This window comes from Roseiconus lacunae (genome assembly GCF_008312935.1).
GTDB classification, from domain to species: domain Bacteria; phylum Planctomycetota; class Planctomycetia; order Pirellulales; family Pirellulaceae; genus Stieleria; species Stieleria lacunae.
The window spans coordinates 71,123-94,905 of sequence record NZ_VSZO01000009.1 but is presented as its reverse complement, the minus strand read 5'-3'; the positions used below and the strand labels follow the sequence as shown (position 1 = coordinate 94,905).

General features: G+C 55.5%; 16 protein-coding genes. 7 read left to right on the top strand and 9 right to left on the bottom strand.

Going from position 1 to position 23,783, the window contains the following annotated elements:
• Positions 1-97: 97 nt before the first annotated feature.
• The 5 genes from FYC48_RS13100 to FYC48_RS13085 all read right to left on the bottom strand — a co-directional run bounded on the left by FYC48_RS13100 (position 98) and on the right by FYC48_RS13085 (position 7,477).
• Complete coding sequence (locus FYC48_RS13100; RefSeq protein ID WP_149497167.1) at positions 98-1,504, bottom strand: EF-hand domain-containing protein; 1,407 nt, start codon at positions 1,502-1,504, stop codon at positions 98-100.
• 82 nt (positions 1,505-1,586) lie between these two features.
• On the bottom strand, positions 1,587-1,805 hold the full coding sequence (locus tag FYC48_RS27780; RefSeq protein ID WP_160149502.1) for a hypothetical protein: 219 nt from the start codon (positions 1,803-1,805) through the stop codon (positions 1,587-1,589).
• Positions 1,806-1,897: 92 nt separating this feature from the next.
• Complete coding sequence (locus FYC48_RS13095) at positions 1,898-3,211, bottom strand: DUF1501 domain-containing protein (RefSeq protein WP_235034236.1); 1,314 nt, start codon at positions 3,209-3,211, stop codon at positions 1,898-1,900.
• Between the two features lie 57 nt (positions 3,212-3,268).
• Positions 3,269-4,861, bottom strand: a complete 1,593-nt coding sequence (locus FYC48_RS13090; RefSeq protein WP_149497166.1) for a DUF1549 domain-containing protein — start codon at positions 4,859-4,861, stop codon at positions 3,269-3,271.
• A gap of 192 nt (positions 4,862-5,053) precedes the next feature.
• Positions 5,054-7,477: a COG1361 family protein gene (locus FYC48_RS13085; protein WP_160149501.1), complete on the bottom strand. Its 2,424-nt coding sequence runs from the start codon at positions 7,475-7,477 to the stop codon at positions 5,054-5,056.
• Between the two features lie 40 nt (positions 7,478-7,517).
• Between FYC48_RS13085 and FYC48_RS27775 the strand changes: the two genes are divergently transcribed.
• Positions 7,518-8,000 carry a hypothetical protein gene (locus FYC48_RS27775; RefSeq protein ID WP_160149500.1) on the top strand — a complete coding sequence of 161 codons (483 nt, stop codon included), beginning with the start codon at positions 7,518-7,520 and terminating at the stop codon, positions 7,998-8,000.
• A gap of 252 nt (positions 8,001-8,252) precedes the next feature.
• Here the strand turns inward: FYC48_RS27775 and FYC48_RS13080 are convergent, their stop codons facing one another.
• Positions 8,253-11,576, bottom strand: coding sequence for a PSD1 and planctomycete cytochrome C domain-containing protein (locus tag FYC48_RS13080; RefSeq protein ID WP_160149499.1), 3,324 nt, complete (start codon positions 11,574-11,576; stop codon positions 8,253-8,255).
• Positions 11,577-12,109: 533 nt separating this feature from the next.
• Here FYC48_RS13080 and FYC48_RS13075 point away from each other — a divergent pair.
• On the top strand, positions 12,110-12,715 hold the full coding sequence (locus tag FYC48_RS13075; RefSeq protein ID WP_149497163.1) for a hypothetical protein: 606 nt from the start codon (positions 12,110-12,112) through the stop codon (positions 12,713-12,715).
• Positions 12,716-12,809: 94 nt separating this feature from the next.
• On the opposite strand, the gene FYC48_RS13070 is transcribed toward FYC48_RS13075, so the two are convergent.
• Positions 12,810-14,213: a sigma-54-dependent transcriptional regulator gene (locus FYC48_RS13070; RefSeq protein ID WP_149497162.1), complete on the bottom strand. Its 1,404-nt coding sequence runs from the start codon at positions 14,211-14,213 to the stop codon at positions 12,810-12,812.
• 348 nt (positions 14,214-14,561) lie between these two features.
• On the opposite strand from FYC48_RS13070, the gene FYC48_RS13065 reads away from it, so the two are divergent.
• Both FYC48_RS13065 and FYC48_RS13060 read left to right on the top strand, forming a co-directional pair.
• Positions 14,562-15,713 carry a two-component system sensor histidine kinase NtrB gene (locus FYC48_RS13065; protein ID WP_160149498.1) on the top strand — a complete coding sequence of 384 codons (1,152 nt, stop codon included), beginning with the start codon at positions 14,562-14,564 and terminating at the stop codon, positions 15,711-15,713.
• A 135-nt stretch (positions 15,714-15,848) separates the two neighbouring features.
• A complete protein-coding gene (locus FYC48_RS13060; protein WP_149497160.1) occupies positions 15,849-16,730 on the top strand; it encodes a YitT family protein in 882 nt (293 codons plus the stop codon).
• A gap of 114 nt (positions 16,731-16,844) precedes the next feature.
• Here FYC48_RS13060 and FYC48_RS13055 read toward each other — a convergent pair whose 3' ends face one another.
• Positions 16,845-19,235 (bottom strand): ATP-dependent helicase, encoded by a 2,391-nt coding sequence (locus FYC48_RS13055; protein WP_149497159.1) that lies wholly within the window; start codon positions 19,233-19,235, stop codon positions 16,845-16,847.
• Between the two features lie 225 nt (positions 19,236-19,460).
• On the opposite strand from FYC48_RS13055, the gene FYC48_RS13050 reads away from it, so the two are divergent.
• From FYC48_RS13050 to FYC48_RS13040, 3 genes are all read left to right on the top strand, one after another.
• The gene (locus FYC48_RS13050) at positions 19,461-19,823 is read left to right on the top strand and encodes a DUF2237 family protein (protein ID WP_149497359.1); all 363 of its coding nucleotides are present in this window, start codon (positions 19,461-19,463) and stop codon (positions 19,821-19,823) included.
• 454 nt (positions 19,824-20,277) lie between these two features.
• Positions 20,278-21,552 carry a hypothetical protein gene (locus FYC48_RS13045; RefSeq protein WP_235034234.1) on the top strand — a complete coding sequence of 425 codons (1,275 nt, stop codon included), beginning with the start codon at positions 20,278-20,280 and terminating at the stop codon, positions 21,550-21,552.
• 142 nt (positions 21,553-21,694) lie between these two features.
• Positions 21,695-23,005: a beta-ketoacyl-[acyl-carrier-protein] synthase family protein gene (locus FYC48_RS13040; protein ID WP_149497158.1), complete on the top strand. Its 1,311-nt coding sequence runs from the start codon at positions 21,695-21,697 to the stop codon at positions 23,003-23,005.
• 200 nt (positions 23,006-23,205) lie between these two features.
• On the opposite strand, the gene FYC48_RS13035 is transcribed toward FYC48_RS13040, so the two are convergent.
• Positions 23,206-23,691: a low molecular weight protein-tyrosine-phosphatase gene (locus tag FYC48_RS13035; RefSeq protein ID WP_149497157.1), complete on the bottom strand. Its 486-nt coding sequence runs from the start codon at positions 23,689-23,691 to the stop codon at positions 23,206-23,208.
• Between the last annotated feature and the right edge of the window lie 92 nt (positions 23,692-23,783).

Here is a 23,783-nt window from a genome sequence, read left to right as displayed (position 1 = left end):
GGAACCTTCGCATAAAGAAACATCGCTATCTCCATGCGATTGATCCCAATTTCAGATGCGAACAAAGCATCGCCTGTCGAGCGTGACGATCGTTTGGTCAGTGTTCTTGAACGTTCTCGGTTGCTGACGATCCTTCTGCTGACAGTATTTCATGGATTGATAAAAACGCATCTCCGTTTTGATCCAGACGACGAAAAACGTCGATCGGTCCGATGAATTCAGACTCGGACAGATCGCCATCGCCGTTAAGATCCGATCTGGTTACCCAACGTGGATGCTGCTGAATGTCGACCGAAGAGACCGGACTAAGTCGAAAGCGTTCTTCGTCTTGTTGTGGCTGACCGCGGACCAATTGAATGACGGTTGACTGCGGTAGATCCTCCGGAGTGACCGTATTCCCGAGATGTTTTATTTGATCGCCGACATGACGGATTTCGCGTGTCGAAAGTCGGTGGTTTCGGTCTTGGTCCAAGAACGCAAACAGTAGGTCGCGATGGCTGGCCGCACGACCACGGATTTGAAATTCCCAAATTGAATCCGTCTCTACACTTGTCACCTCTGATTCATTGGGTTGCGTCATCATCGCGGAATCGCCCGAATTCATTTGGGTGAGATCGACGCAGATTTGTCCCTCGATCGATTCGATCCAAATTAGATCCGGTGAGGTCCGGTGAACGCGAATTTGGTTGCCGGTGTGAGGTGCGATCCAAACCTCGAGCGATGTTTTGCTCGTATCGGAGAAGTCGACTGAGATGATCACCGTTGGAACCTGACTATCGATTGCTTGAGCTTCGTTAGTCGAGATCCAACGATCATGATCTGTATCGATCCAATCGCCAATCGTTTTCGATCCGTACCAAAACGGTTGGTCGATCATACCGCCGAGGGAATAGGCGAAGTCCGACCAGTCGCTGGTCGTATGCAAATCCATTGCAACTTCGCCTCGGCGAGACGAACGGCTTGTCGCCCAAGCTCGCTCGTCAACCGATTCGAATGCGGTGAGTTCCGACAAGGTGATCGTCTGATTGTTGTCGGCATCTAGTTTTCGCAAGATCGATTGCCCCGCTTGAAAGGCTTCCTGATCATCAATCACGCTGTCGTTGTTTTTGTCGATCGCCACGAAAATCGGCGAGGCATGTCGGCTTGGCCACGTCAACGCGTCGGTGCCAAACAAGCGAAACGGCTTTGACGTCGCCGCCTCGCGAAAAATGAATCGAGTAAGTTCATCCGGTTCAACAAGCCGATTTCCATTTCGGTCGTATCGCCGTATCAGATTTTTTGTTTGATTGCCAAGTTGACTCGGCGATGTACCAAATACGGCTGGGTTGTTGTCGACGTAGTCAAAGAGCTGATTCCAGTCGAACGATTGTTTTCCGTCCGTGTCAATCGCGTTGATGAGACGGTCAAGACGAGCGTCGAAAGCCTTGTGCAACGGTACTCCATCGAGGCTTAGGTTCAGTCCGAGCAAGGCGACTCCTTTGCCCGTAGGAACCCAGAGGAGCATCGAGTGCTCATCGAAGGGAGCTGGATCGATTGCTTGGCTGGTCGGGGACTCAATCTGATTGGAATTGCCAACGTTTGACTCGCTAGTCGTCGGGGCGTCGCCGAGAGGTGTGGGCGGGCTGGCGTGCGTTGGTTCCGGGGAGATCGCTGTCAAATCGCTGCGCGGTGCTTCCGGGGTTGTTTTCGTCTGTTCCGTGGATTTCGAAGCTGTTTTCGTCGGAGCTTTTGGCGTTGGGGGATCCGACGATCGCGTACCACAGCCGGTCAGAGGCAACACGATCACGCCTATGATCGAGAGACAACACTTTAGCGATCGAAGGGCTGTGGCTTCATGGCAGAATCGGAGCCCCGTTCGCATGTTCGTTGCATGATCTGTGTTGTTGAGCTTCATCATTTAGGCAAGGACATTGTCGACGGGAATGCCTTCGGAGATTTTGATCGGTCGACCTTCTTCGGTTTCATTCTCAAGCTCGGGATCCACATCGACGGCCGCACACAAGGTCGCCATCAAATCTTTGCATTCGATTTTTCCCTCGACGACCTCGGCCCCATCGTTGGCAGTTGCGCCGAACGCTTGGCCGCCGTGGATTCCACCGCCTGCCAGGACACAAGTGAACGCTTGCGGGAAGTGGTCGCGACCTCCGCTACGATTGATCGTCGGAGTCCGACCGAATTCGCCAGCCCAAAGAAACGTGGTTGATTCCAACAATCCGCGATCCGCCAATTCATCCATCAGCGTCGCCCACCCGGAATCGAGTTCGCGACTGAGTGTCTTGACTCGTTCAAAGTTGTCGGCATGGGTGTCCCAGCCCAGACCATCACCGAGTGCGACCTCGATCATAGGTACACCGCGTTCGATCAGTCGACGCGCCATCAGACAGCCTTGACCAAACGTTCCCGCACCGTAGGCCGAACGGACTCGATCGGGTTCATTCGTTAGATCGAATGCGTCTTTGGCATCGCTGCCAAGCATCTCAAATGCGGCATCATAGGTCGTTTGTTGGGCATCCAAACTAGCAACGTTTCGGTCGGCCAGAAATGTTTGTTGTTGCTGACGCCAGAGTTCGAGCCTTTTTCGGTAGCGTGGAGATTCAGTCGACAGCGGCGAGTGCAAGTGATCGACTCGCAGTGTTGCGAAATTCTGATCGGCTTCGTTGATTGCCGAAGAGACTCGCGTGGGCGCAAACTTGGGGCCAAGAAATCCCGGGCTTTGAGCCTGCGGTGCGATCGGCGGGGGGCTGATAGAAACGTATCCGGGGAGTGGTTGGCCGGGGAGGGCCAGTGCTTTCGAGAGAGAGCTGCCGATCGATGGATAGCGTAACGACGTACCGACGGGATTACCGGTATGCATTAGCGTTGTCCCGCGGGCATGGTCACCTTCTTTGGTCGAAACACCGCGCATGATCGCCAAACGCTCGGCCTGTTTCGCTAGTTTCGGGAGGTGTTCGCTGAATCGCAGTCCCGGGACACTGGTTTGAGATTCTTTTAACGGACCGCCAACCGCCGTCCCCGGTTTCATGTCAAATGTATCGAGTTGGCTTGGGCCACCGGACATCCACAACACGACACAGTGTCGTCCTGCCCTGGTAGCACCTTCAGAGGCGGTCGCTTCGGACGCAGCGGTCAACAACGATTGTCGCCACGATGACATTCCGATCGCGGCCGCGGGACCGATCCGAGTGAGGATGGAGCGGCGTGAGGTCAGCATGTTCATTTCCTTAAGCCGGCGCGAGTGGGTGGACGAAAAGACGAAGCGGCGTTTGCATCAGGGACAGACAAAACTTTCGGCAGAGTTTGCCAATACCCAAATTAGATCTCCCCAACGCTGTGGCTTCGAAGCGTTGATCGAGTCATCGGTCAGGTAATCCAGGAAGCGTTTCGATTCCGCTTCGGTCGGTGGTCGGGACAGGGACGCCAAGAACAATGCTTCGATTCGTTGACGGTCGTCGAGAAAGGGTGCCTCGATCGCTGCAATGATTCCACTCGAACTGTCGGTCGTCGCGAGCATCATTTCGGGGCCATTGATCATTCCCAAGACTTGTACGACTCCGTGGGGATAGTCCATCGGTGTGGCCCCTCGATCACGCATTCTTTGGACGAATCGTTGTCGTTGAAGATCAATCATTCCGGTCTCGGAAAGGACGGGATCGAGACGACGAATGATGTTTTGTCGCAGACTGTCGAAATACTGTTCCGGCGAGAGCGTCTTTGGATGCATGATCGCATACGAATTCTGTGGCGGACGCAGACCATCGAAGCGACTGGTGCGTTGGTATGCGCGCGTATTCGCAATGGCCCGATACACTTTGCGGAGGTCGAAACGTTCTTCGATTAAGTAGGCAGATAGATACCGTAGTAACTGAGGGTGCGAGGCATGCTCGATCGAATCAATTTCATCAATCGGATTGACCAATCCTCTGCCGAACAGGTGAGCCCAAACGCGATTGACGGCGGCCGTCGCAAAATAGGGATTGCTTCGCGAGGCAAGCCAGATCGTTAACTGACGGCGACGGAGGTTTTCTGGGTCTGGCTCAGGAGGCTCGTCCGATCCTAGATACCTTGGCTGGATAATTTGGTCAGTGTCCATCAACGTCAATTCTTTTCCGATGCGATCTTCGACGACACGATTGTTCGGCATCGCATTTTCACCGAGTTCCAATTGGGAAAAGAATGCCGCAAAGGACCAAAAGTCGTTCTGGTTCCAATCGGCAAACGGATGATCGTGGCACTGAGCACAATCGATTCCGATGCCTAAAAATAAACGTGAAGTCGCCGAGGCAACTTTGATCGGATCCGCCTCACGCGACGTGTAAAAGATCGCCGGTCCGGTATCGGTCCCTCCTCCGGCGGTCAGAAATGCTCCGACCAAATGATCGTAAGGCTTGTTTTCTAAAAACGCTTGCCGCAGCCACCGCTGCAACGCTTCCACGTCGGGCTGAGGAACCGATTCGACATCGCCGGGGAGTAACGAGTTCGTGTATCGCGTCGCCATGTGGTCGGCGAAGCGTGGCGAATGGAGCAGGCGATCGATCAATCGTGATCGTTTGTCATCGCTTTCGTCCGCTAGGAACGATCTCAGTTCCCACACCGGAGGCGCCACGCCTGCCAAGTCCAGCCAAAGACGACGACAGAATTCAGCATCATTACTCTGGCCGACTGGCGTTTGAGATTCGCTCTCCAGCTTTTGATCTAGAAGGCGATCGATCATCACCAACGGGATTGCAAGGTCTGAATCCGGTGGCACACCAACTTGCGAAGATTGGGCCATCGCACCGGTAGCGGTCAAGATCGCCAGTGCGAATGAGGTAATCGATGCACGAGCACTCAAGGGAGTCGAGCTAGCGAAACGATTCGCCACGATGTTCTCCTTGCCGGTTCAGGTTGCCCAGTCATGCTCGACGAAGCGATTGGCCTGTCGAATCTCAATACCGGTAGATCGTCCGATCCGGTCGGTGGACCTTGATCCGGCGTTGTTTGAGCACTCCGGTGATGGGGGACCCCCAAATTGTAGCAGGCTTTCGGCAATCAACGAAGAATTTCGTGGTGTGCGTTACGGCTGCGGCACAACTTCGGTTTGGACGGTCGACCGCGCACCGCTAGTCTTGTTTGCGCTAACCGCTTCTGCCGAGATTGAGAATCGCTGCGGGCGATTGGATTCCAGAACAATGTCGTAAACCAACGTTTCGCCTCCGCGGAGCGTGCGGATTTCGATGTACGCGTAATTCCCGTTTTCACTTAGCGTTGCCGCTTCGTTGAGAGGGTTGATCCGTTCAACGATCCGACGCACTTTGACGGCATCGGGCAAATTGAAGCGGACCAAGACATTTGAATCCGGCTGGATCGACGGGTTTGTCACTCGCAATTCGTACCGGATCGGTTGGTTCACGATCACTCGGGTTTGTGGGCCGGTAAGGATCAGTCCTAACGCTTCCGGTTCGGGCCGGGGTTGGCTGGGTTGCACGGGAGCGGACGGCTGTGTGGGGGCCGGTCGCGTTGACGGGTCGGGAATCGTCGGTGGTGGCTGAGCCGGAGGCAGGTTTGGACGACTGGGCTGGGGCGCCGGCTGTTCGACCGCGCCGGCTAGGATTTGGAATTCTAGCCGTTCGCTCGCGCGAGCACCTTGCTGGCTGACCGCCGTCAGTACCAGACTGCTGCGAGGATTGGTGGCAAGGGCACGGAGCTGAGTTTCCAATGTCTGACTGGTTTGAGGATCAAGACGCGGGATCGTCCACTGCAGGCGGAACTGGCCGGTCGTTTGCTGACTATCCAAGAACGCTTCGGTCGCTGCGATTGGCATGACTTGCGGATCATAGGCCAACGAGACTTGAACATTCTCGAGCGGGATTTGCCCGTCGTTACTCACAACGGCGCGAAACAGTTCCTGGCCTCCCACAGACATCCGTGATCGCCCGGCAAGTGTGACGCTGACCGATGGCGTCGCGACCGGTTGGTTAATCACAACGACACATGATTCTGCTTCGGCGCGTTGGCCTCCGTCGGCTGTCACTTCGACCTTGATACAACGGCGTCCCGAACCTAATGGAACAAACGCGACCAACGCATCACTCCAGGTATCCCCGGCTTGAAGTGGACCGTCGGACTTCGGCAATCGCACGCGAGTTTGGTTGCTCTCTTGATGGATCATCTCGCCGTCTCCCTCGGCGAACAACTGGACATTCTCCAACGGGCGGCCACCGGTATTGGTCACATCGATCTCGAATTCCACCGGTTGCCCGGCGATGTGGTTACCTTCTCGAGGTGTCACCGTCAGTGCGATCGATGGACGGTAAACGTTGACCGAGACCGAACTAGATGCGAACAAGCCGCCGCTCGCACGAGCTTCGAATCCCAGCACCATCGAGTTGTCAGTGACCACGTCGGCGGTCAAATCGATAAATTGTCCGGGGGGCAGGTCTCCGATATTCCAGACTAACTGGTTGGGAAGATTTTGTACGAAATCGGATTCCAAGTCTTGAGCCTGCACCCCAGGGGGCAACGTCAAAACAACGGTCACGTCTTGAGCCGACTGGTCACCGGGATTGGAAACCCGCGTAACGACTTTAAACGGCGATCGAAAGGAAGCGACCTCGGGACCAACCGATTCCATCGTCAATTGTGGCGAGCTCCACGTCACGAACGTGTGGCCTCTGAACAAATCGAGCGGTGGCATGTTATCGGTTTCACCGCCGGGCCTAACCACCGTCATCTCGATTGTCGCGGTCCCGGAGGTACCAGGAACAGGAACCAATTGGATGGGCGCATTGCCGTTACTATCCACGATCACCTCGGCTTTGGCCGTTCCGCCGGCTTCGCTTTGGAACAACCCCAGTTCGGGATGTAGCGACTTGTAGATCACTTTCCAGCCACGGGCCGGCAACGCACCTTCGGTTCGCGTGACGCGCGTGGTCAGCGTGACCGGTTGTCCGGCAGGAAGAATTTCATTCTTAGGAAACTGAACGGAGGCGTCGACCCAGTAGATCGTCGCCGTCGCTTTACGTTGATCCCAGCAATCGCTTTCGGGCGCCAAAACCGTCACATGGCTGGTGCCTTCGCTAGGACTGCTGATGCTGATCCACGTTTGGCCTTTTTCCAGTTGAATGTCGTCGTTCGGGTTCAAGTTGCCCCGCGTGATTTTGAGGCGTTTAGTGCTAGTGACTCCATGGGCATAGGACGGATCTTGTTTTTCGGCCTTCTTGATCCGCGCGAGCTTATGCACCAAGCCGGGATCGTCGTCGCCAACTTGGATAAATGTTCCGACGCTATCCGGCGTCAACATCCATTCCAATGGTTCGCCCATTTGCAAGTAGCCGCCGTCGCCACAGATTCCAGACAACAAGACTACTTCACCGCCGACCGGCGCGACGATCTTTTGTGGCGATAGCAGGATGCAACCCTTCTTGCCACGCTTGGGTAAGCAGCCATGGCGCGGGGCACCGGTTTCGTTTCCGATCAATACGGCTGGAGGACCATTCAAGCAATCGCCCGGACACGTGGGGCCAGGGACACGAGGTTCCGTGTTGCAACCACCGATCGGCGCACCGATCATCGCCGGTGCTTGCTCGGCCGGTTGTGGCGTCAAACAGGTCGGTGGCGTCTCCGGCTCGGTGAACGCCGGTTCGGGAATTCTGAAGGGCTGCAAGTTCAGTGGATCGCCAAGTCGTTTCAGACAATTGCCGAGTTTGCATTCACCGCCAGATCCGGGCAACGCCAATTCGGTTGTCGCCGGAAGCGGGTTAAAGATTCGCCGCCCTGTCGGGTCCACCGCCGGCAAGCGTAATCGCGAGCAACCGCTGTGGGAGATGATCAAAACCACCATGCTGATCACACCCAGCCAAGCGATCATCGACGGCGCAGCAATCGATCGCGGACGATGCGAATCGTTCGCAACGTTGCCGATGAGGATCGCTGAATGTGGCCGTTTCGCTCGCACGATGGTCGCTTGCCAAGGTATCACAGGACATTGGAAATCTTCCGAACGCGGCCCGCAGTACTTGTAGACCTCGTCCGAGGAAACGTAGCACGCTCATTGGGGGCATGATGCGAAAAGGCAACCTCGGATGATGCGGAAAATCAACGAGAGTGTGGCGATCCTGACGGTCTTGACGGTTGGTCAAGCGTTGCGAGGGGCGTGAGGCGGATCTCAATTTTAGGATCAGCCGCATGGCGTTCGCCACGGTTTCCGTGTAATCACCGGGGCTAACGCCTGTAGGCTGATGAGTCCAACCCGTATTTTCAAATGGAACGAAGCACTAATCGACGAACAAAAATTCATTGGTCATCAATAAGGCTTGCGCGGTTTGTTCCCACGGTGTCATCGCCGGAGGTGGGGGGCCGCCGAAGTCGCGAGCCGAATGCCACGAGTGCAGGATGTCTTTCCGATCGTCACTGCGTTTTTCTACGAGCACCGTCCACCGATAACCGTCCGATGTGGAGGTCTTGATCGGATCGACAACAAAGTCGACGTGCTCACCCGCGTCGACTTGGTGATAGCCGGCAACCGTTTTTATTGGTTCGTCGTCCTGGGTGGTTGTTGCGAACACCACGGCATTGCCGAGACGCACTTGGGCGGCAATGCCATCACCACGGTCGCTACTTCGTTGCAGTGTGCCAGCTATTCGTACCGTCATTGCCTCGGGGGCCGTGAACCTCAAAATGCTACATGTCTTCGAGGATTTTCCGGGATGACCGCCGGTCTTGGACAGCATCACAAACCCTTTGTCTGGTGAAGGGAACTTGGGTTCGTAGGTGTAGCGTTTACCGTCAAAGTGAGACAGCGAAATGAAACCATCATCTTCGTCCGATTCGGTTTTTACGGGTCCGTATCCATAGCTCCAAATCGGTCCCGTTTGTGGCGTGAGCGTTTCCGCTTCGTTAACGAACCGTTTCAGCATTGCCATTTCATTGGGGCGAGGGGCACGTTGATGCGACATTTGAAACAAGGCTTGGATTCTCGATTCATCGTCAACCGCCGCCAGAAACTCGCTCGACCCAGTCATCGCCCGTGCCTGTTCGGTAACGAAGGGGTTATTCATCGCAAAAAGCGCTTGTTGGGGCACTAGAGTCTCGGTTCGCTGCGCCGAAGACACGTCGGGAGACGGGACGTCAAAGGTCGCGAACAGGGGATTTGGGTCGACGCGGTCGACGTAGGCATACAACGTTCGCCGGACCGGATGAGGTGTTTGGGAAAGTTCCACCGATCGGCCGCCGATCTTTAAATCCACCGTTCCGGCAACGGCTAGCATCGAATCTCTCATCGATTCAAAATCTAGGCGACGACGGTTTTGTCGCCAGAGCAATCTGTTTGTCGAATCGATTTCGTCCGCCCCGATTCCGTCATCACGTACTGGCGGGTTCATCGCCGATGAGGATTGTCGATACGTTTTGGACATCATGATTGTCCGATGCAACCACTTAATTGACCAGTCATGCTCCATTAACGAAGCGGCAAGGAAATCGAGCAGTGGACCTTGCACTGGAGCGTCGCTACGCAATCCAAAGTCACCGGCATCGTCGACCAAGCCCTGTCCAAAATGCATCCGCCAAACGCGATTAACGATCACACGTGCGGTCAGTGGATTGTCCGGCGACACGATGTGTTCGGCCAACTCCAGACGGCCGCTGCCGTTTTCAAAGGGGGCATTGTCACCGGCGAAGTAGGACAGGAAACGCCGTTCGACTTTGGGGCCGCGTCGCGACGGTTCGCCTCGAAACATGACAAACGTCGGAGCGAGCTTTTCCGCGTCGCGAACCACCATTGCCTTGTCGGGTGCGCCTGGGTGAGTCGCTTCGACATCGGCGATGGCACGCTGAAATTTAAGTAAGGCTTGTCGGCCTTTGCCCAGCAAACGCGAGGCTTGCGACGCGGCCTGTGGGGTGATGAAAAATGGTCCGCTCGTCTGCGCGACGACGAAATCACCGACGGGACTACCGTCGGGCTCTGTCGCGGCAGCCTCCAAAACGGCACCGATTCGTTCGGCCAGTTCCATCCGCGTTGATGATTGTTCAACCGCTTCGCGAATGGTCGGGTACAAGTTTGGGTGGGTTCGGATGTACTTGGTTCGTCGTCCCTGAAAGGACTGGTCCGGTACGGCAATCAAATCCGCGATCGGCCCGAGGATGGGGTGGTCACGATTGGCCGCTTCACGCCGAAAGGCATCCAGATTTCGAGCAATCGGTGTGAGCGCCGTCTCTTCCAATTTTCGCTTCGTCTTCAGTCCTCGCGTGGTCTCCGTCTTGTCGATGTTCAGTTCGACATAGCCGATCAGATAGTCCGAAGCGTTTTCGGCGAACGCTTTCATTGCCGTATTGGCCAATTCCGCCTCGTAAGCGGCAAGCTTGTCCTTTTCGGTTTGCAATTTGATCGAAAAGTCGTTCGCCAACGCTTCAGGCACTTCGTTACCCAGCGGGCTTTCGATGGTAGGCAGCGTGTCCGGACGCTGGCTGTCACGGAAGATTCCGTAAAGCGAATAGTAATCTTCAATCGAAATCGGATCGTACTTGTGGTCATGACAACGAGCACAAGACCCGGTCATCCCCATCAATCCTCGGGTCACCACATCGATTCGATCGGCAACCCGTTCGGGGACGTTGTTGCGAAACAGGGGGCCGACAGACAAGAATCCTAACGCGGCCAGATTGGGATCGTCGGGTTGATCGGTCAAATGATCTGCCGCGAGTTGCAACCTGACGAAATCGTCAAACCGCACGTCTTCGTTGAATGCATGGATCAACCAGTCCCGGTAAGTGAACGCAAATGGATAACGCAGATCGGCGGCGGCGAGAAAGTCGCGAGTGTCGGCATAACGTGCGACATCCATCCAGTGCCTTGCCATCCGCTCGCCATAATGTTGACTGGCGAGCAGTCCGTCGATGATCTGACGATAGTTCATACCTCGAAGATTCGACTGCCCGAACACCGCGTCGATGACAGCCGGCGTCGGAGGAAGGCCGATCAAGTCGTGGAAGGCTCGACGAATCAGCGTTGGCCGATTGGTTTGTGCCGAGGGGCGGAGTTGATTTTCGTCGAGTTTGGCGAGTATCAATCGATCAATCGGCTGCGAACCCCAATCCGGATCGCTCACCATCGGCATCGGTGGCTTCTCGATCGGGCGAAATGCCCAGTGCTGGTCCGCGGCCGAGCGAATTGCTTCCTGGTCGCCTAAAGATGGCTTCGATGCGACTTGATCGTCGGGCCAATTGGCTCCGTCACGGATCCAGCGGACCAGTTTGGCAATGTCCTCGTCGGCCAACGGCTTTTCCGGAGGCATCTCCAATCCTTCGTGCCGAACCGCTTCGATCAGCAAACTCTGCTCCGGTTTTCCGATGACCAGGCTGGGACCACTATCACCGCCACGCAACAGATTCTCACGCACGTCCAGTCGCAACCCGCCTTCTTGTTTTTCGGCGTTGTGACAATCAAAGCAATGCTTTGCCAGCAGAGGACGGACGTGGTTTTCGAAGAATGCCAACCGCTCCGCTTTTTCGGCAGCGGTCGCTTGTGACGTACCATTCAGCGCGGTGGAAATACCTAGGAGGACGGTCAGCGGAAAGAGCCAATTTGATGGGCGTTTCATTTCAACAATCGCATCTAGAAAAAACAGTGCAGGCAGCCCGCTAGTGTAGCTGAAATCCTCCAAACACTCCGGTCGCGTCTGAGTTCGCTTGTATTCGTTGCCGTGCCCCATCGCCCACTTGGTGACGCAGCGTCACGGCAGTTTGTGCGAATTGTCTCGGGAAACGGTGGTGAGACATGGGGCGGTCGTCACGCAAAATTTTTCTTTTTCTGCCCCGGCGAGGCGTGCTTCGCGCGATGCCTTCGATCGTCGTGTCGCTTAATCACGAAGCCCGTAAGGCTTTCCGTCGTCGATTCTTGCAAACAGGCAACTGATCTCGGCATGGCAGCCGACGACGCATCACATGATCGGCTAGCAATCGGCATTTCACTTGCTGCTCTAGCTGGGGGCTTGGTCAATCTCTGGGCGTTCCGCTCAGACGTCAAGGGAGAGCCGTGGCGAAGGCTAAAACCATCTGGGCTCCGGGACGGACCAAACATCACCGACGTAATTTGATACCGCACTTCACCTTCCTTCCCAACGATAGGCCAACGATGAACACGACCGATGCTATCCATCAGCGAGGTCACGCATTGGAGGATCTTTATTTTCGTCACATCGACGAAACCTTATTGCAAAAGATGCGTGAAAAATCACAGCGTGAGCAGATGACAAAGGAATTGTCCGATGTCGCCGCGATCGACGATACCGAGTTGCTTGACCACATGTTGGATCTTGATATCAATGCCAGCACCATCGCTGCGTTTACGCTGACACCGCTGGTATTTGTCGCATGGGCCGACGGCAGCGTCACCAGCGGCGAACGGCAGACGGTGATGAGCGCCGCGCTCACTCGTGGCGTTTCCGACAATCCGCTCGCTTTTATGCTGCTGAAGCAGTGGCTCGGGACGCGACCCCCGCGTGAACTCTGGGAGACATGGAAGGAATACGCGAGCCGACTACATCAAACGCTGCCCGCGGAAACCGCTGACACGTTGGCATCCAAACTAGAGAACAACGCACGTGTCGTTGCGGAAGCTTCCGGAGGTGTGCTTGGCATCGGAAAGACGTCTAATGCCGAGCAGAAGATCCTCAACGCGATTAGAGAAACATTGCCACCTCGAACGGAACCGATCGTCCGCGTCGACGCTTCCGATTGATTGCCACGGCATGGCTCTTGCCGTAATTGTGTCGCAACCATCGCGACGGACGCCTATCGGCTGATGAACCACAGCCGATCCCAAATGCTGCTTTCTAAGACTCGATCGCTGGCGTGGCCCGTTCCGCTTCGAGGTTAGCAAAGCGTTCGAGCAATCGGTACAGCTTTCGACGGTGAATTCCCAGTACGCGAGCCGTTTTGGCTTTGTTACCGTTTTCGAGTTCCAGCACACGAAGCACATGGTGCTTGGCGACATCGTCAAGTTTTAGAGAACTGGGTAATTCGATCGGCGCCGTAGCGTTCGGACTCGTTGGAGGCGAAGAATGATCGGCGCCGTCGAGTACGCGGACGACTTCCGATGGTAAGTCGTCTGGAGTGATATCGTTTCCGTCGGCAAGGATCGTCGCCCGTTGAATCACATTGATCAACTGACGAATGTTTCCCGGCCAGTAATAGCGGTTCAAGGCTTCGCGTGCGGCGTCGTCGATGTGCCAGGGGACCGGCAAGTGATAGTCGATCAGTCGATCGATGTCGCCGGGACGATCACGCAGTGGCGGCAATTCCAGTGAAAGGACGTTGATTCGATAGTACAGGTCTTCGCGGAAACGTCCCTGAGACACTTCGTCGGCCAAGCTGCGGTTCGTTGCCGCGATGATGCGTACATTCACGATCCGCTCGCGATGTGAACCGATTCGACGCATCGAACCGTCTTCAAGCACTCGAAGCAACTTCGGTTGTAGCGCGAGCGGCAATTCTCCCAGTTCGTCGATGAACAAGGTTCCGCCATCGGCGATTTCAAACAGTCCCGGCTTGTCTGCTGTCGCGCCCGTGAAAGATCCTTTTTGGTGGCCGAACAATTCGCTTTCGACCAACTGCTCCGGTAGGGCCGCGCAATTGATCGTGACAAACGGCTTGTCTGCCAATGGGCTATTCTGTTGGATCGCACGGGCGACCACTTCTTTCCCGGTGCCGCTTTCGCCCAAAATCAGGACGGGTTTATCGGTGGGCGCTACCTTCGTGATCATTTTGCGAACTTGCAACATCGACGGCGAGTCGCCGATCAAGTCAACCGATGGCTTACTTCGCGAGATAATCGCTTTCAGCTGTTGATTTTCTCTCCGCAGCCTTCCACGATCACGCGCCAAAACGCAATGATGCTCCAAGTCTCCCAATGAACATGGTTTGGTCAAGAAATCGCAGGCACCCATTTTCATCGCAGCGACGGCCGCTTCGATGGTGCCTTGGCCGGTCAATATAATGACCTCCATCTCGATCTTTTTTTGCACCACTCGTTGTAATAATTCGATGCCGCTCATCCCCGGCATGTTCATATCAAAAACGGCAACGTCGAAATTTTTCTGTTCGCAGAGACTGAGTGCGTCGGCTCCGCTTGCCGCCGCATCAACCTTGTGACCTTTGCGTTCCATCCAGCGAACACAGGATTCACGGATGTCGTCTTCGTCTTCGACAAGCAACAGTTTGATGGGCGTGTCGGTCATCTTTGAAACTACAGTCGGAGGAACTTGATGTGTACATTGATCGTCGTATGCAAGACGAATGCCGAAGGTGATTCTGGTGTTTTTACCCGTGTTTTCGCCGGAAAATCTCATCAAAAGTGTGCGTATTGGCTCCACCGTGTCGCGTGGTCACGTGCGTTCGGGAAGTGAACAATCGCGGGCGCTAATCTACCAAATCGGATTGCGACTTTCAGTCGTGGGCTGGCGAAGTTAGGGTGCGCGAGACAACAATCCGCAGCTGTGTGACGATACGGATCACCCTGGTGGAATGGTGGGGTGCCTTCGTCTGCTGTGTCACTCATTCTCGCCGCACGGACCGGACTGATTTTCATGGGCTCCGCTTTTTCCGATTCCTCCGAACGCCGCCTCGCATTACTGGAATCGCTATTGCGAAATGCGGTCGACGCAATCGTGACCATCGACACCGCGGGGATCATCTTATCCGCTAATCCGGCGACCGAGCGATTGTTTGGGTACCGACCTGACGAAGTCATCGGTTTCAACGTCGGTGTGCTTCTTCCTGAGTCTGAGCAGCGGGAACACGATTGGTTTCTCGATCGATTTTTGCGAACCGGTGAAGCTCACATTTTGGGGCTCAGCCGAGAAGTCCAGGGCCGCAGAAAAGATGGCACCATCTTTCCTGTCCATCTCGCCGTGAGCGAGTCCGTCGTCGATGGCGATCGATTCTTTACGGGGATCCTTCGCGACATCAGTGACGTCAAAGCGACCGAAAGCCGACTCGAAGAACTCAGTCACGATTTGGAACGACAGGTTCAATCTCGATCGGAAGAGTTGCGGCAAACACAGGTCGAACTTAGCCACGAAGAAAAGTTTGCGGCAATGGGACGGGTCTCCGGTGGGATCGCCCATGAGATTCGCAATCCTTTGAACGTACTCAAAAGTTCGGCGTACTTTCTGCTTAATGCGACTGAGGTTAGTGAGGCTAAGCGACAGGAGCACCTTCGCCGAATCGAGAGGCAGGTCGCGGTGATCGATACTATCGTGTCGGCCTTGTCCGCGACGTCACGAATGCGCGATGCCGAACGACAAGAGACCGACTTGATCTGGTTGATCAAGACTCTGATTACTAAGGAAGCGTTCCCCGCGACGATTCGTTTTCAGTTCGATCATGCTTCGGATCTGCCCCCCGTGATGGTCGATTCAGCACAGATGCAGATCGTTTTTCGGAATCTATTCCGCAACGCCATCGAAGCGATGTCGCACGAAGGCACCATCACAGTTCGTATCGCGGCAGAGGACCATGGTTTGACGTTAGTTATCGAGGACGAAGGAATGGGGATCGAGAACGAGTTGCTCGGCAGGATTATGGAGCCGTTTTATTCGACCAAATCGCGTGGCATGGGGCTGGGGCTTCCCCTGTGCCGATTGATCCTGGAAAAGAATGGTGGTGAGATCGAGATCGACAGTCAGGTCGGAAAGGGGACCACGGTGAAGATTCTGCTACCAACGACCGGTGGGTGAACTTGCCCAACAGCCGTTATCTTTCTTTAAATGTCGCCAGGCTTTGTTATCGAGCGATGTACAGGCTTTGTTATCGAGCGATGTATTCGTATTTGTATTCTCACACTTTCGCCTTCCTTGCACGGACGACCCCCTATGCGTCGATACTTGATCGACTATACCGCGATTCTCTTGGCTGGTTTCTTGTATGCACTCGCCCTGAAATACTTTGTTTTGCCATCCAAGGTGGTGCTGACGGGGACCGAGGGGATCGCAACGGCCCTGTCCTACTACTATGACAGCTACTGGCTATTTATCGGGCTATACCTGTTGTTTCAATTGGTGCTGTTGACGTTTGCGTTCTTTCGCGTCAGCCGGGTGTTTGCGTGGCGGTCATTCATCGTCGTCGCGACGGTGGTCGCCGGACTTGCATTTTTGCCTGAACTGCAATTTGCCCAGCCAGAACCACAAAACGAGCGGATCATTTTGGTACTTTTCGGTGGTCTGCTCGCGGGCGTCGCGAAAGCACTCGCGTTCACCCATCGTGGATCCACCGGGGACGAGGACATTTTGGGAGCCTACTTCGCCGCGAAGTATCTCAAACCGGTCGGCTCAATTGCGATCGTGGCGGCAATCGGTTCAACCGGTTTTGGGTTGCTGATGGACTATCTGAAAAACGGACAATTCGAGTCGGTTGTCAACACGTTGATGTACACGTGCATTTATATCTTCGCGTCTGCGGAAACCCTGAATAACTTATATCGGAAGTTCAAAATCACGATGTTTGCGATCGTTACTCGGTGTGAGAAAGAAGTTGGGAACGCGATTACCCAAGCATCCGAGCACCGAACTTACACGACACATCAAGGGACCGGTGGACGCAGTGGTGATTCGTTTGTCATCGTGCGTACGATCATCACCCATGAAGAATTGCCGCAAGTGATGGCGGCTGTCGAGTCCGCCGACCCCGATTGTTTTCACTACTACCATGACATCGAAGGAGTGTCCGGACGCTACTACATCTCGCCGATCGGGTAGTGGGCGTCGAATCACAAGTGTTTCGAATCACAAGTGTTTCTGAGCCTTGCGTCGGTCATTGGTTGCTCGAATCGACCGAGCAAATCGGTCGATCGATTGGAGGGGAACAAAAAACTAATCTTCAATCTGTAGCGGAGCGAAGGCCAAGCGAAAGCTGTGCTCTTCTTCGCCAAAGCGAACGCGTGCCATCCGTTTGGGGCCCCGTCCGCTGACAGCGATGATCGTACCGACTCCGTAGTCCATGTGTCGTACTTGGGTTCCTTCTTGAAACGCAGTGATCGGCGGTCGGTTGACGGTCATCAAATCTGCTGCCGTTTTCAACGCACCGATCTCTGGGACGGCTGCAGTACTTGAAGGCTCGGTCGGGGGCTCGTCCGGCGTCATCGTAATGTCTGAATCGTCCGGACCATCGAACGCCGCGACGGCTTCATTGGTTTGGTTGGTGTTCGCACCAAAGTCGAACGAAGTGTCCTCGTTCGCGTTGACTTGGATCTCGGGCATGTCCCAGTCCGACGGCGTGCTCTGGTCAACGCTGTCGAACCAGGGGCCTCGATTGACCGACGTGTCGACGCGCTTAATTTCATCGAGCGGAAGTTCATTGAGGAATGGACTGGGGATCACCGGACGTCGTTCGCCACGAATCATCCGCCGTTTGCAGCAACTGATTTGCAGCGTTTGTTCGGCACGGGTAATGCCAACGAAAAACAGTCGTCGCTCTTCTTCGAATTGTGAATCGTCGTCTTTGGAACGCTTGTGAGGCAACAGGTCGTCTTCGACACCGATGATGTAGACGCGAGGGAATTCCAAGCCTTTCGATGCATGCAGTGTCATCAGCGTGACGCGTTCGTCGCTATCGTCGAATGCATCCGTGTCGCTCACCAAGGCAACTTGTTCGAGGAACGTGTCAAGCGATCCGTCCTCGGGGTGCCGACGATCGAAGTCGGCACCCGCAGTAATCAGCTCGTCGATGTTGGCCGTGGGACTGGAGTCATCGCTGTCACTGGCCGTTTTTTCGAGGTACTGATCGTACTTGGTTTCTTGGACCAGGTACCGCATCAAGTCCTCTAAAGACGCGGTCGCTTTGGTTGCGATTTTGTCGTACAGATCGACGAATTTGCTGACCATGGTGCGGCTACGTTTGGCAAGCGCGTCGATCTCGTCGACTCGGCGTGCCGCTTCGAGCATCGGGATCGCGTTGCGGTCTGCGAATCCCTGAAGTCGTTCAATTGTTTTCGCGCCGATACCGCGTGTGGGCGTGTTGATCACGCGGGTCAGTGCTACATCATGACCGGGATTGTTTACCAAGTGGAGGTACGATAAGACGTCTTTGACTTCTTTGCGTTGATAGAACTCAACGCCGTTGACGATTTGGTAGGGGACTCCACGGCCACGCAGCGCATGCTCGACCGATCGCGTTAGCGAGTTCATGCGGCAGAAGATCGCGAAGTCGCTCGGGCGAGCCGTTTCGCACGCGATCAGGTTGACAATTTCGTCGGCAATCGAGTCGGCTTCGTCAAAACCATCCGAACAGATCCGAAGGGTGACCGGTGCGCCCTCGTCGTTGTCGGTAAAGAGGTCTTTTTGTTTTCGGCGGCGATTGTGCCGGATCAATTGATCGGCGGCGCGAAGGATATTTGGCGTGCTACGATAGTTTTGTTCCAGACGTACTGTTTTAACATCCGGGTAATCCTTTTCGAAATCCAGGATGTTATTCAGGTCCGCGCCTCGCCATCCATAGATCGATTGATCGGGGTCTCCGGTGACCGCTAAGTTCGGGTAATCGACCGACAAGCCGCGCACGATGGCGTATTGCGCAAGGTTCGTGTCCTGGTACTCATCGACCATGATGTATCGAAAGTGCGCGTCCAAGTCGGATCGCAACTCGGGATTTTGTCGCAACAGGTTCGCGACATGTAGCAGCAAGTCATCAAAGTCGACGGCGTTGGCGGTCAACAGCTGTTGTTGGTAGATCGGATAAACCTGCGATGCGACCTTTTCCTGAGGGCTGAGCATCTGAGCTTGCCAGACGTCCGGTGTGATCAGCTTGTTCTTCGCCTTACTGATCAGATTGGCGATCATGTCTGGTGAGGCATGCGAGGTCGACACGCCAGCCGCAGCAATCGCACGTTTCATTGCTTGCTTGGAATCGCTGGTGTCGTAGATCGAGTAGTTTTCTTGAAGCCCGACCATCGACGCGTAGCGACGCAGTAGCTGCGCGCAAAAACGGTGAAACGTACCCATCCAGACTTGTTTGCCGGGAACCAGCGCGTCGACTCGGGCACGCATCTCGTCGGCGGCCTTGTTGGTGAACGTCAACGCCGCAATTTGCCATTCGGGGATGCCGTGTTCGAGCAGGTGGGCGATCCGGTGTGTGACGACGCGCGTCTTGCCACTTCCAGGTCCGGCCAGCGTTAGCATCGGTCCATCGATATGTACGACCGCACTTTGCTGCTCGGGCGTCAAGTGCCGTAAAAGCGTCGAATTCGATGTGCTGGGCTCATCCATGGGCTTGAAAAACTAAACAAGAGAGGGGCGTAGTTGCGGGTCGGGCGAGCGCAGCAGTACCAGGCGCCGACCGGTGGCACCCAACATCATAACAATCTGCTCCCCGTTGGCTACGTTTGCTGCTGGTGGGTGGTCGACCGATGACACACCCTGTGCCAACCGGTTACACTTGACAGCGTTGAGTTGATCGTTGGGGTGACACACGGTAGCGACGGGCGGGAATTGATGGCGAAGAATGTATTGGGGACAGATTTAGGCGAGTGTGGGACCGATCCGATGACCGGTTTCTACCGGGATGGGTGCTGTAATACTGGAGCCTCCGATTCTGGATTGCACACCGTTTGTGCGGTGATGACGGCAGACTTTTTGGAATTCAGCAAGTCGCGCGGGAATGACCTCTCGACCCCCAACCCCACCTACCGTTTTCCGGGGCTCAAGCCCGGCGATCGTTGGTGCTTGTGTGCGGCACGTTGGAAAGAAGCATATGACGCCGGGATGGCTCCCCGGGTCGTGCTGGACGCGACGCACATTTCGACGCTTGAATTCGCGTCGCTCGAAGAGCTTCAAGAGCACGCCGCCGACGCGTGATCCTGCCGCCGCCGCATCATTGAGCCGGCGTTCACGTAGGCTTCTTTTAAGTTCTGAATAAGCCGAATGGCGTTAGCCACGGTTATGGAAACAAACCGAATGGCGTTAGCCACGGTTGTGCCGCAATCACGGACGCGAGCACCCGTCGGGTGATGGGAAACAGCTAGGTTCTCTATCGAAGCGACGCGCCAATTGCCTTGGCAGTTTCTGCGACAACCCAAGTCCTCGTTTCTGGATTTCGACGAAGCATCCGGAAACTAACCATTCGCACGGAGCAAATCGTTTGGCCTGCTGCTAAACAGAAGGCCAGGACTTCGCGACAGTTTTCGAAAACGCCTTGCCGCAGGTGCCGCGATCCCGCTATAGCGTCTTTAGAGCGATTGAAAATTTTTTCCAAATCGCCTTCGATTTCCGCTAAACCGGTTGGGACATGCGTACTTCTCTTTCGAATTTAATGACTCCAAGAGCAATTCGCCGCGGCATCGTCGCGATGGCGGTCGCGTGTGCTGGGATGTCGGCAATCGACGCCTCACCGGTCTCTGCACAGGCCTTGGGTTTGCCAGGAAATATGGCTGCCCCGCCTGCCGTGGCGGCGGCTCCGAATTCACTTCCGGCAAACAACGCCCTCCCTGCGAATCCGTCGCCCCCGGCAGCACGTAATGTCCAAGCACCGGAGACCCCGCCGAGTATGCAGCGGGCCGCGATGCAAAGCGGTTCACAAGGCTCGTCGTTGCCAAACGACGCCGGGCAAAGGAAGCGTGACTGGGATCTGCGACCTTACACCGGGTACTTGCGAAACCACGATCGCCCCGAACAAGCGGTGATTGATTGGATTTTGCGAGAAACAGGCACCGACGCGTGGTTCACTTCCCCGTTGGGTTTCTTGAACGCCAGTCGTGACAAGCTGTCCGTTTACCATACCGATGAAATGCACGAAGTGGTTGCCGGCATTGTGGACCGATTCGTCGCCGGCGAGAAAGACCCACAGCTGCTGTCGCTAAAGGTAATGACCGTTGGCAATCCAAATTGGCGAAGCCGGGCGCACCTGTTGATGCAGCACGTGGCGGTCGATTCCCCCGGCGTTCAAGCTTGGCTTTTAAGCAAAGAAAATGCCGCGTTGGTGATGAACATTCTGCGGCAACGAACGGATACCCGCTTGGTCCAGTCGCTCGACTTGGTCACCTATAACGGACAAACCCAAAAGCTGGCCAGTACGCGTGGGCGAAATTATGTTCGCAATGTGAAGCCCGCATCGACCGGATGGCCACCGTATGAACCCGAAACCGGCGAGATCCAAGAAGGCTATCGCTTGGAAATCAGTCCGCTGCTGACGGTCGATCGCACCGCACTTGATTGCGTGATCAAGGCGGAGATTGACCAAGTCGATAAACTCAAACCCGTCGAGTTGGACTTACCACTTCCCGATGGTACCGCTTACCGAACGAAGATCGATGTTCCGCAAGTGGTTAGTTGGCGTCTGCACGAGCGGTTCCGCTGGCCGTCAGACATGGTGCTACTGCTCTCGTGCGGCGTGATCGCCAGCCCCGAACGCCCGCAGGCTGCGGTGCCGCTGCTTAATCTTGAGATGATCACCGGGACAACCGCCGGCCGGGCCGATGCGTTGATGTTTATCGAATACCGCGGCCGAGCATCGGACAACTTGACGACGACGCCATTGGTACCACAGATTTCGCAGGGTGTGGTTGCCCCCAACCGAGGTCGCTATTGATCGCGAGCGACGCTGCCGAGCAAGATGAAGATTCAATGATCAGCTTGGTCGGTTCGGCCAGCATGCCCCCTCTTTGCTAATTCCCCTAAAGCGTAGAATGACCGTGCTGATTCTACGTTCCCCCTGTCGTTGCAATTGATTTATGGACAGCGTCGCTTATCGCCGGGTTGTGATTACCGGTACCGGTGTTATCTCGCCCCTCGGAAACGATCCACAAGGTCTGGTGACCCGGTTGCGGAGTTTGGAAAGCGGAATCGCTCCGCTAACCCAGGTCCCGCATGGCGTATTGCCGTTTGACAGTGCCGCCGAAGCATCGGAATTCACCGGTGATATCAGCGAATACGGACCGATGGATAAGAAGCTGCAGCGGACGATCCGCAAGGGCAGCAAAGTGATGTGCCGCGAGATCGAAATGGGCGTCGCGGCGGCTCAGCTCGCGATGCATGATTCGGCGATCAACGATGGCGAAGTCGATCGGGCTCGGTTCGGAGTCGTCTATGGCTCGGATTACATCATGTCGCTGCCCCAAGAGTTTGCAGCGGGCATCGCCAAGTGCCTCGATCAAGACGGCAATTTTGAGTTCGAAAAATGGGGCGAACTCGGCAAGCCGGAAGTCAATCCACTGTGGTTGCTAAAGTACCTGCCAAACATGCCGGCAAGCCACATTGCAATTTACAACGATTTACGTGGGCCGAATAACTCGATCACCGTTCGCGAAGCGTCTGCCGGGGCGGCGATCGCCGAAGCATATTCGACAATTTCGCGTGGTCATGCTGATGTGTTAACCGTCGGAGCAACGGGATCACGGATCCACCCATTGCGTTCGCTACACGCCGCGATGCAGGAAACATTAGCCGGCGAACAAGACGATCCAACGATGATGAGTCGCCCGTTTGCCGAAGGTCGTGACGGCAGTGTCTTGGGCGAAGGCGCCGGGGCGATGGTTTGCGAGTCTCTCGAACACGCTCAAGGCCGCGGGGCAACCATCCTCGGCGAAGTCGTCGGCTATGGCAGTAGTGCCGTTGGTCCGCTGGGTGGCAAAGCGTTTCTTCGCACGGCAATCGCCAATGTCCTGCGCGCCGCACTTGGTGAAGAAGATCCCAAGGCGATCGGGCACATTCATGCGCATGGTCTTGGCACCGTCGAGTGCGACGCACAAGAAGCCGCTGCAATCGCCGATGTCTTCGGCGATGCGGCAAAGCAGCCCCCAGTGACAACCGCCAAGGGGCACTTCGGAAACCTAGGTGCCGGCGGTGGGATGGTGGAAACGATCGCCAGCTTGATCAGCCTTGGCGGGGAATTGTTTCCGATTCGCAACGCCGATCCTTTGGCCAGCGATTGCCCGATTAATGCTTGTCTGAATGACTCAACACCCGCGGGTGACCAATTCATCAACGTCAACGTCACGCCACAGGGCCAAGCGAGCGCGATCCGCATCAAGCGCTACGCGTAGTGAGGGACGCCAGTAGCGGGAACTTGCCGAAGGTTGAACGAAAAAGCCAGAATCACAGCGGGAAACGTTGGGCTGTCCAATAGTCAGAGCTGACTTAATTCTTGATGCAGTGCTTTTCTTTCGTCCGTGCTCTTTTATCGGGAGTCCTCGGTTCCGTCAGAGAGCCTGATGATGACCAGGTGCAGCATCCGAGTGCGTGACTAAAAGCCGTCGTCAAACAGTTCTTCTCCCGTTAGCGTTTGCAAAATCGCGGGGCAGCCTTCTTCGAGCATATCGAGAACTTCGGTGAATCCTTCGTCCTCGCCGTAGTATGGATCGGGAACGTCGTTGGGCCACGTGTCGTCTAGGTAATCGCTGAACACGCGAATGTGGTCACTCGGTTGACCGGCCAGATTGACTAGTTCGTGATAATTCTCATTGTCCATCGCCAACACGAGGTCGAACTTGCCGGGTTTGAGATCGGCCTTGTCGACTTTGCGGGCAATGCTGGTCAATTCATAGCCGCGTGTTTCGGCGGCAGCACGCATTCGCGCGTCCGCCCGTTCCCCAACGTGGTATCCATGGGTGCCGGCGGAATCGACGGACACGTCGGCGCCGAATTCCTCGGCAAACCGTTTCATCACCGCTTCTGCTGCAGGGGAACGGCAAATATTTCCCATGCAGACAAATAGCACGCTTTTGGACATTGATCTTTTTCGGCCAGAGGAACGTTCGATCACAATAGCCTATTCGATTGATCGATGTTCGATCAATGGTCCTCCCCTTTGCGGTGGATCCG

Excerpts from the sequence above, each read along its gene's own strand:
- FYC48_RS13070 (WP_149497162.1), bottom strand. The coding sequence starts at position 14,213 with ATGACCGACACGCCCATCAAACTGTTGCTTGTCGAAGACGAAGACGAC.
- FYC48_RS13080 (WP_160149499.1), bottom strand. The coding sequence starts at position 11,576 with ATGAAACGCCCATCAAATTGGCTCTTTCCGCTGACCGTCCTCCTAGGT.
- FYC48_RS13035 (WP_149497157.1), bottom strand. The coding sequence starts at position 23,691 with ATGTCCAAAAGCGTGCTATTTGTCTGCATGGGAAATATTTGCCGTTCC.
- FYC48_RS13045 (WP_235034234.1), top strand. The coding sequence starts at position 20,278 with ATGACTCCAAGAGCAATTCGCCGCGGCATCGTCGCGATGGCGGTCGCG.
- FYC48_RS13060 (WP_149497160.1), top strand. The coding sequence starts at position 15,849 with ATGCGTCGATACTTGATCGACTATACCGCGATTCTCTTGGCTGGTTTC.
- FYC48_RS13075 (WP_149497163.1), top strand. The coding sequence starts at position 12,110 with ATGAACACGACCGATGCTATCCATCAGCGAGGTCACGCATTGGAGGAT.
- FYC48_RS13065 (WP_160149498.1), top strand. The coding sequence starts at position 14,562 with ATGGGCTCCGCTTTTTCCGATTCCTCCGAACGCCGCCTCGCATTACTG.
- FYC48_RS13050 (WP_149497359.1), top strand. The coding sequence starts at position 19,461 with ATGGCGAAGAATGTATTGGGGACAGATTTAGGCGAGTGTGGGACCGAT.
- FYC48_RS13055 (WP_149497159.1), bottom strand. The coding sequence starts at position 19,235 with ATGGATGAGCCCAGCACATCGAATTCGACGCTTTTACGGCACTTGACG.
- FYC48_RS13040 (WP_149497158.1), top strand. The coding sequence starts at position 21,695 with ATGGACAGCGTCGCTTATCGCCGGGTTGTGATTACCGGTACCGGTGTT.
- FYC48_RS13095 (WP_235034236.1), bottom strand. The coding sequence starts at position 3,211 with ATGCTGACCTCACGCCGCTCCATCCTCACTCGGATCGGTCCCGCGGCC.
- FYC48_RS13100 (WP_149497167.1), bottom strand. The coding sequence starts at position 1,504 with ATGCTCCTCTGGGTTCCTACGGGCAAAGGAGTCGCCTTGCTCGGACTG.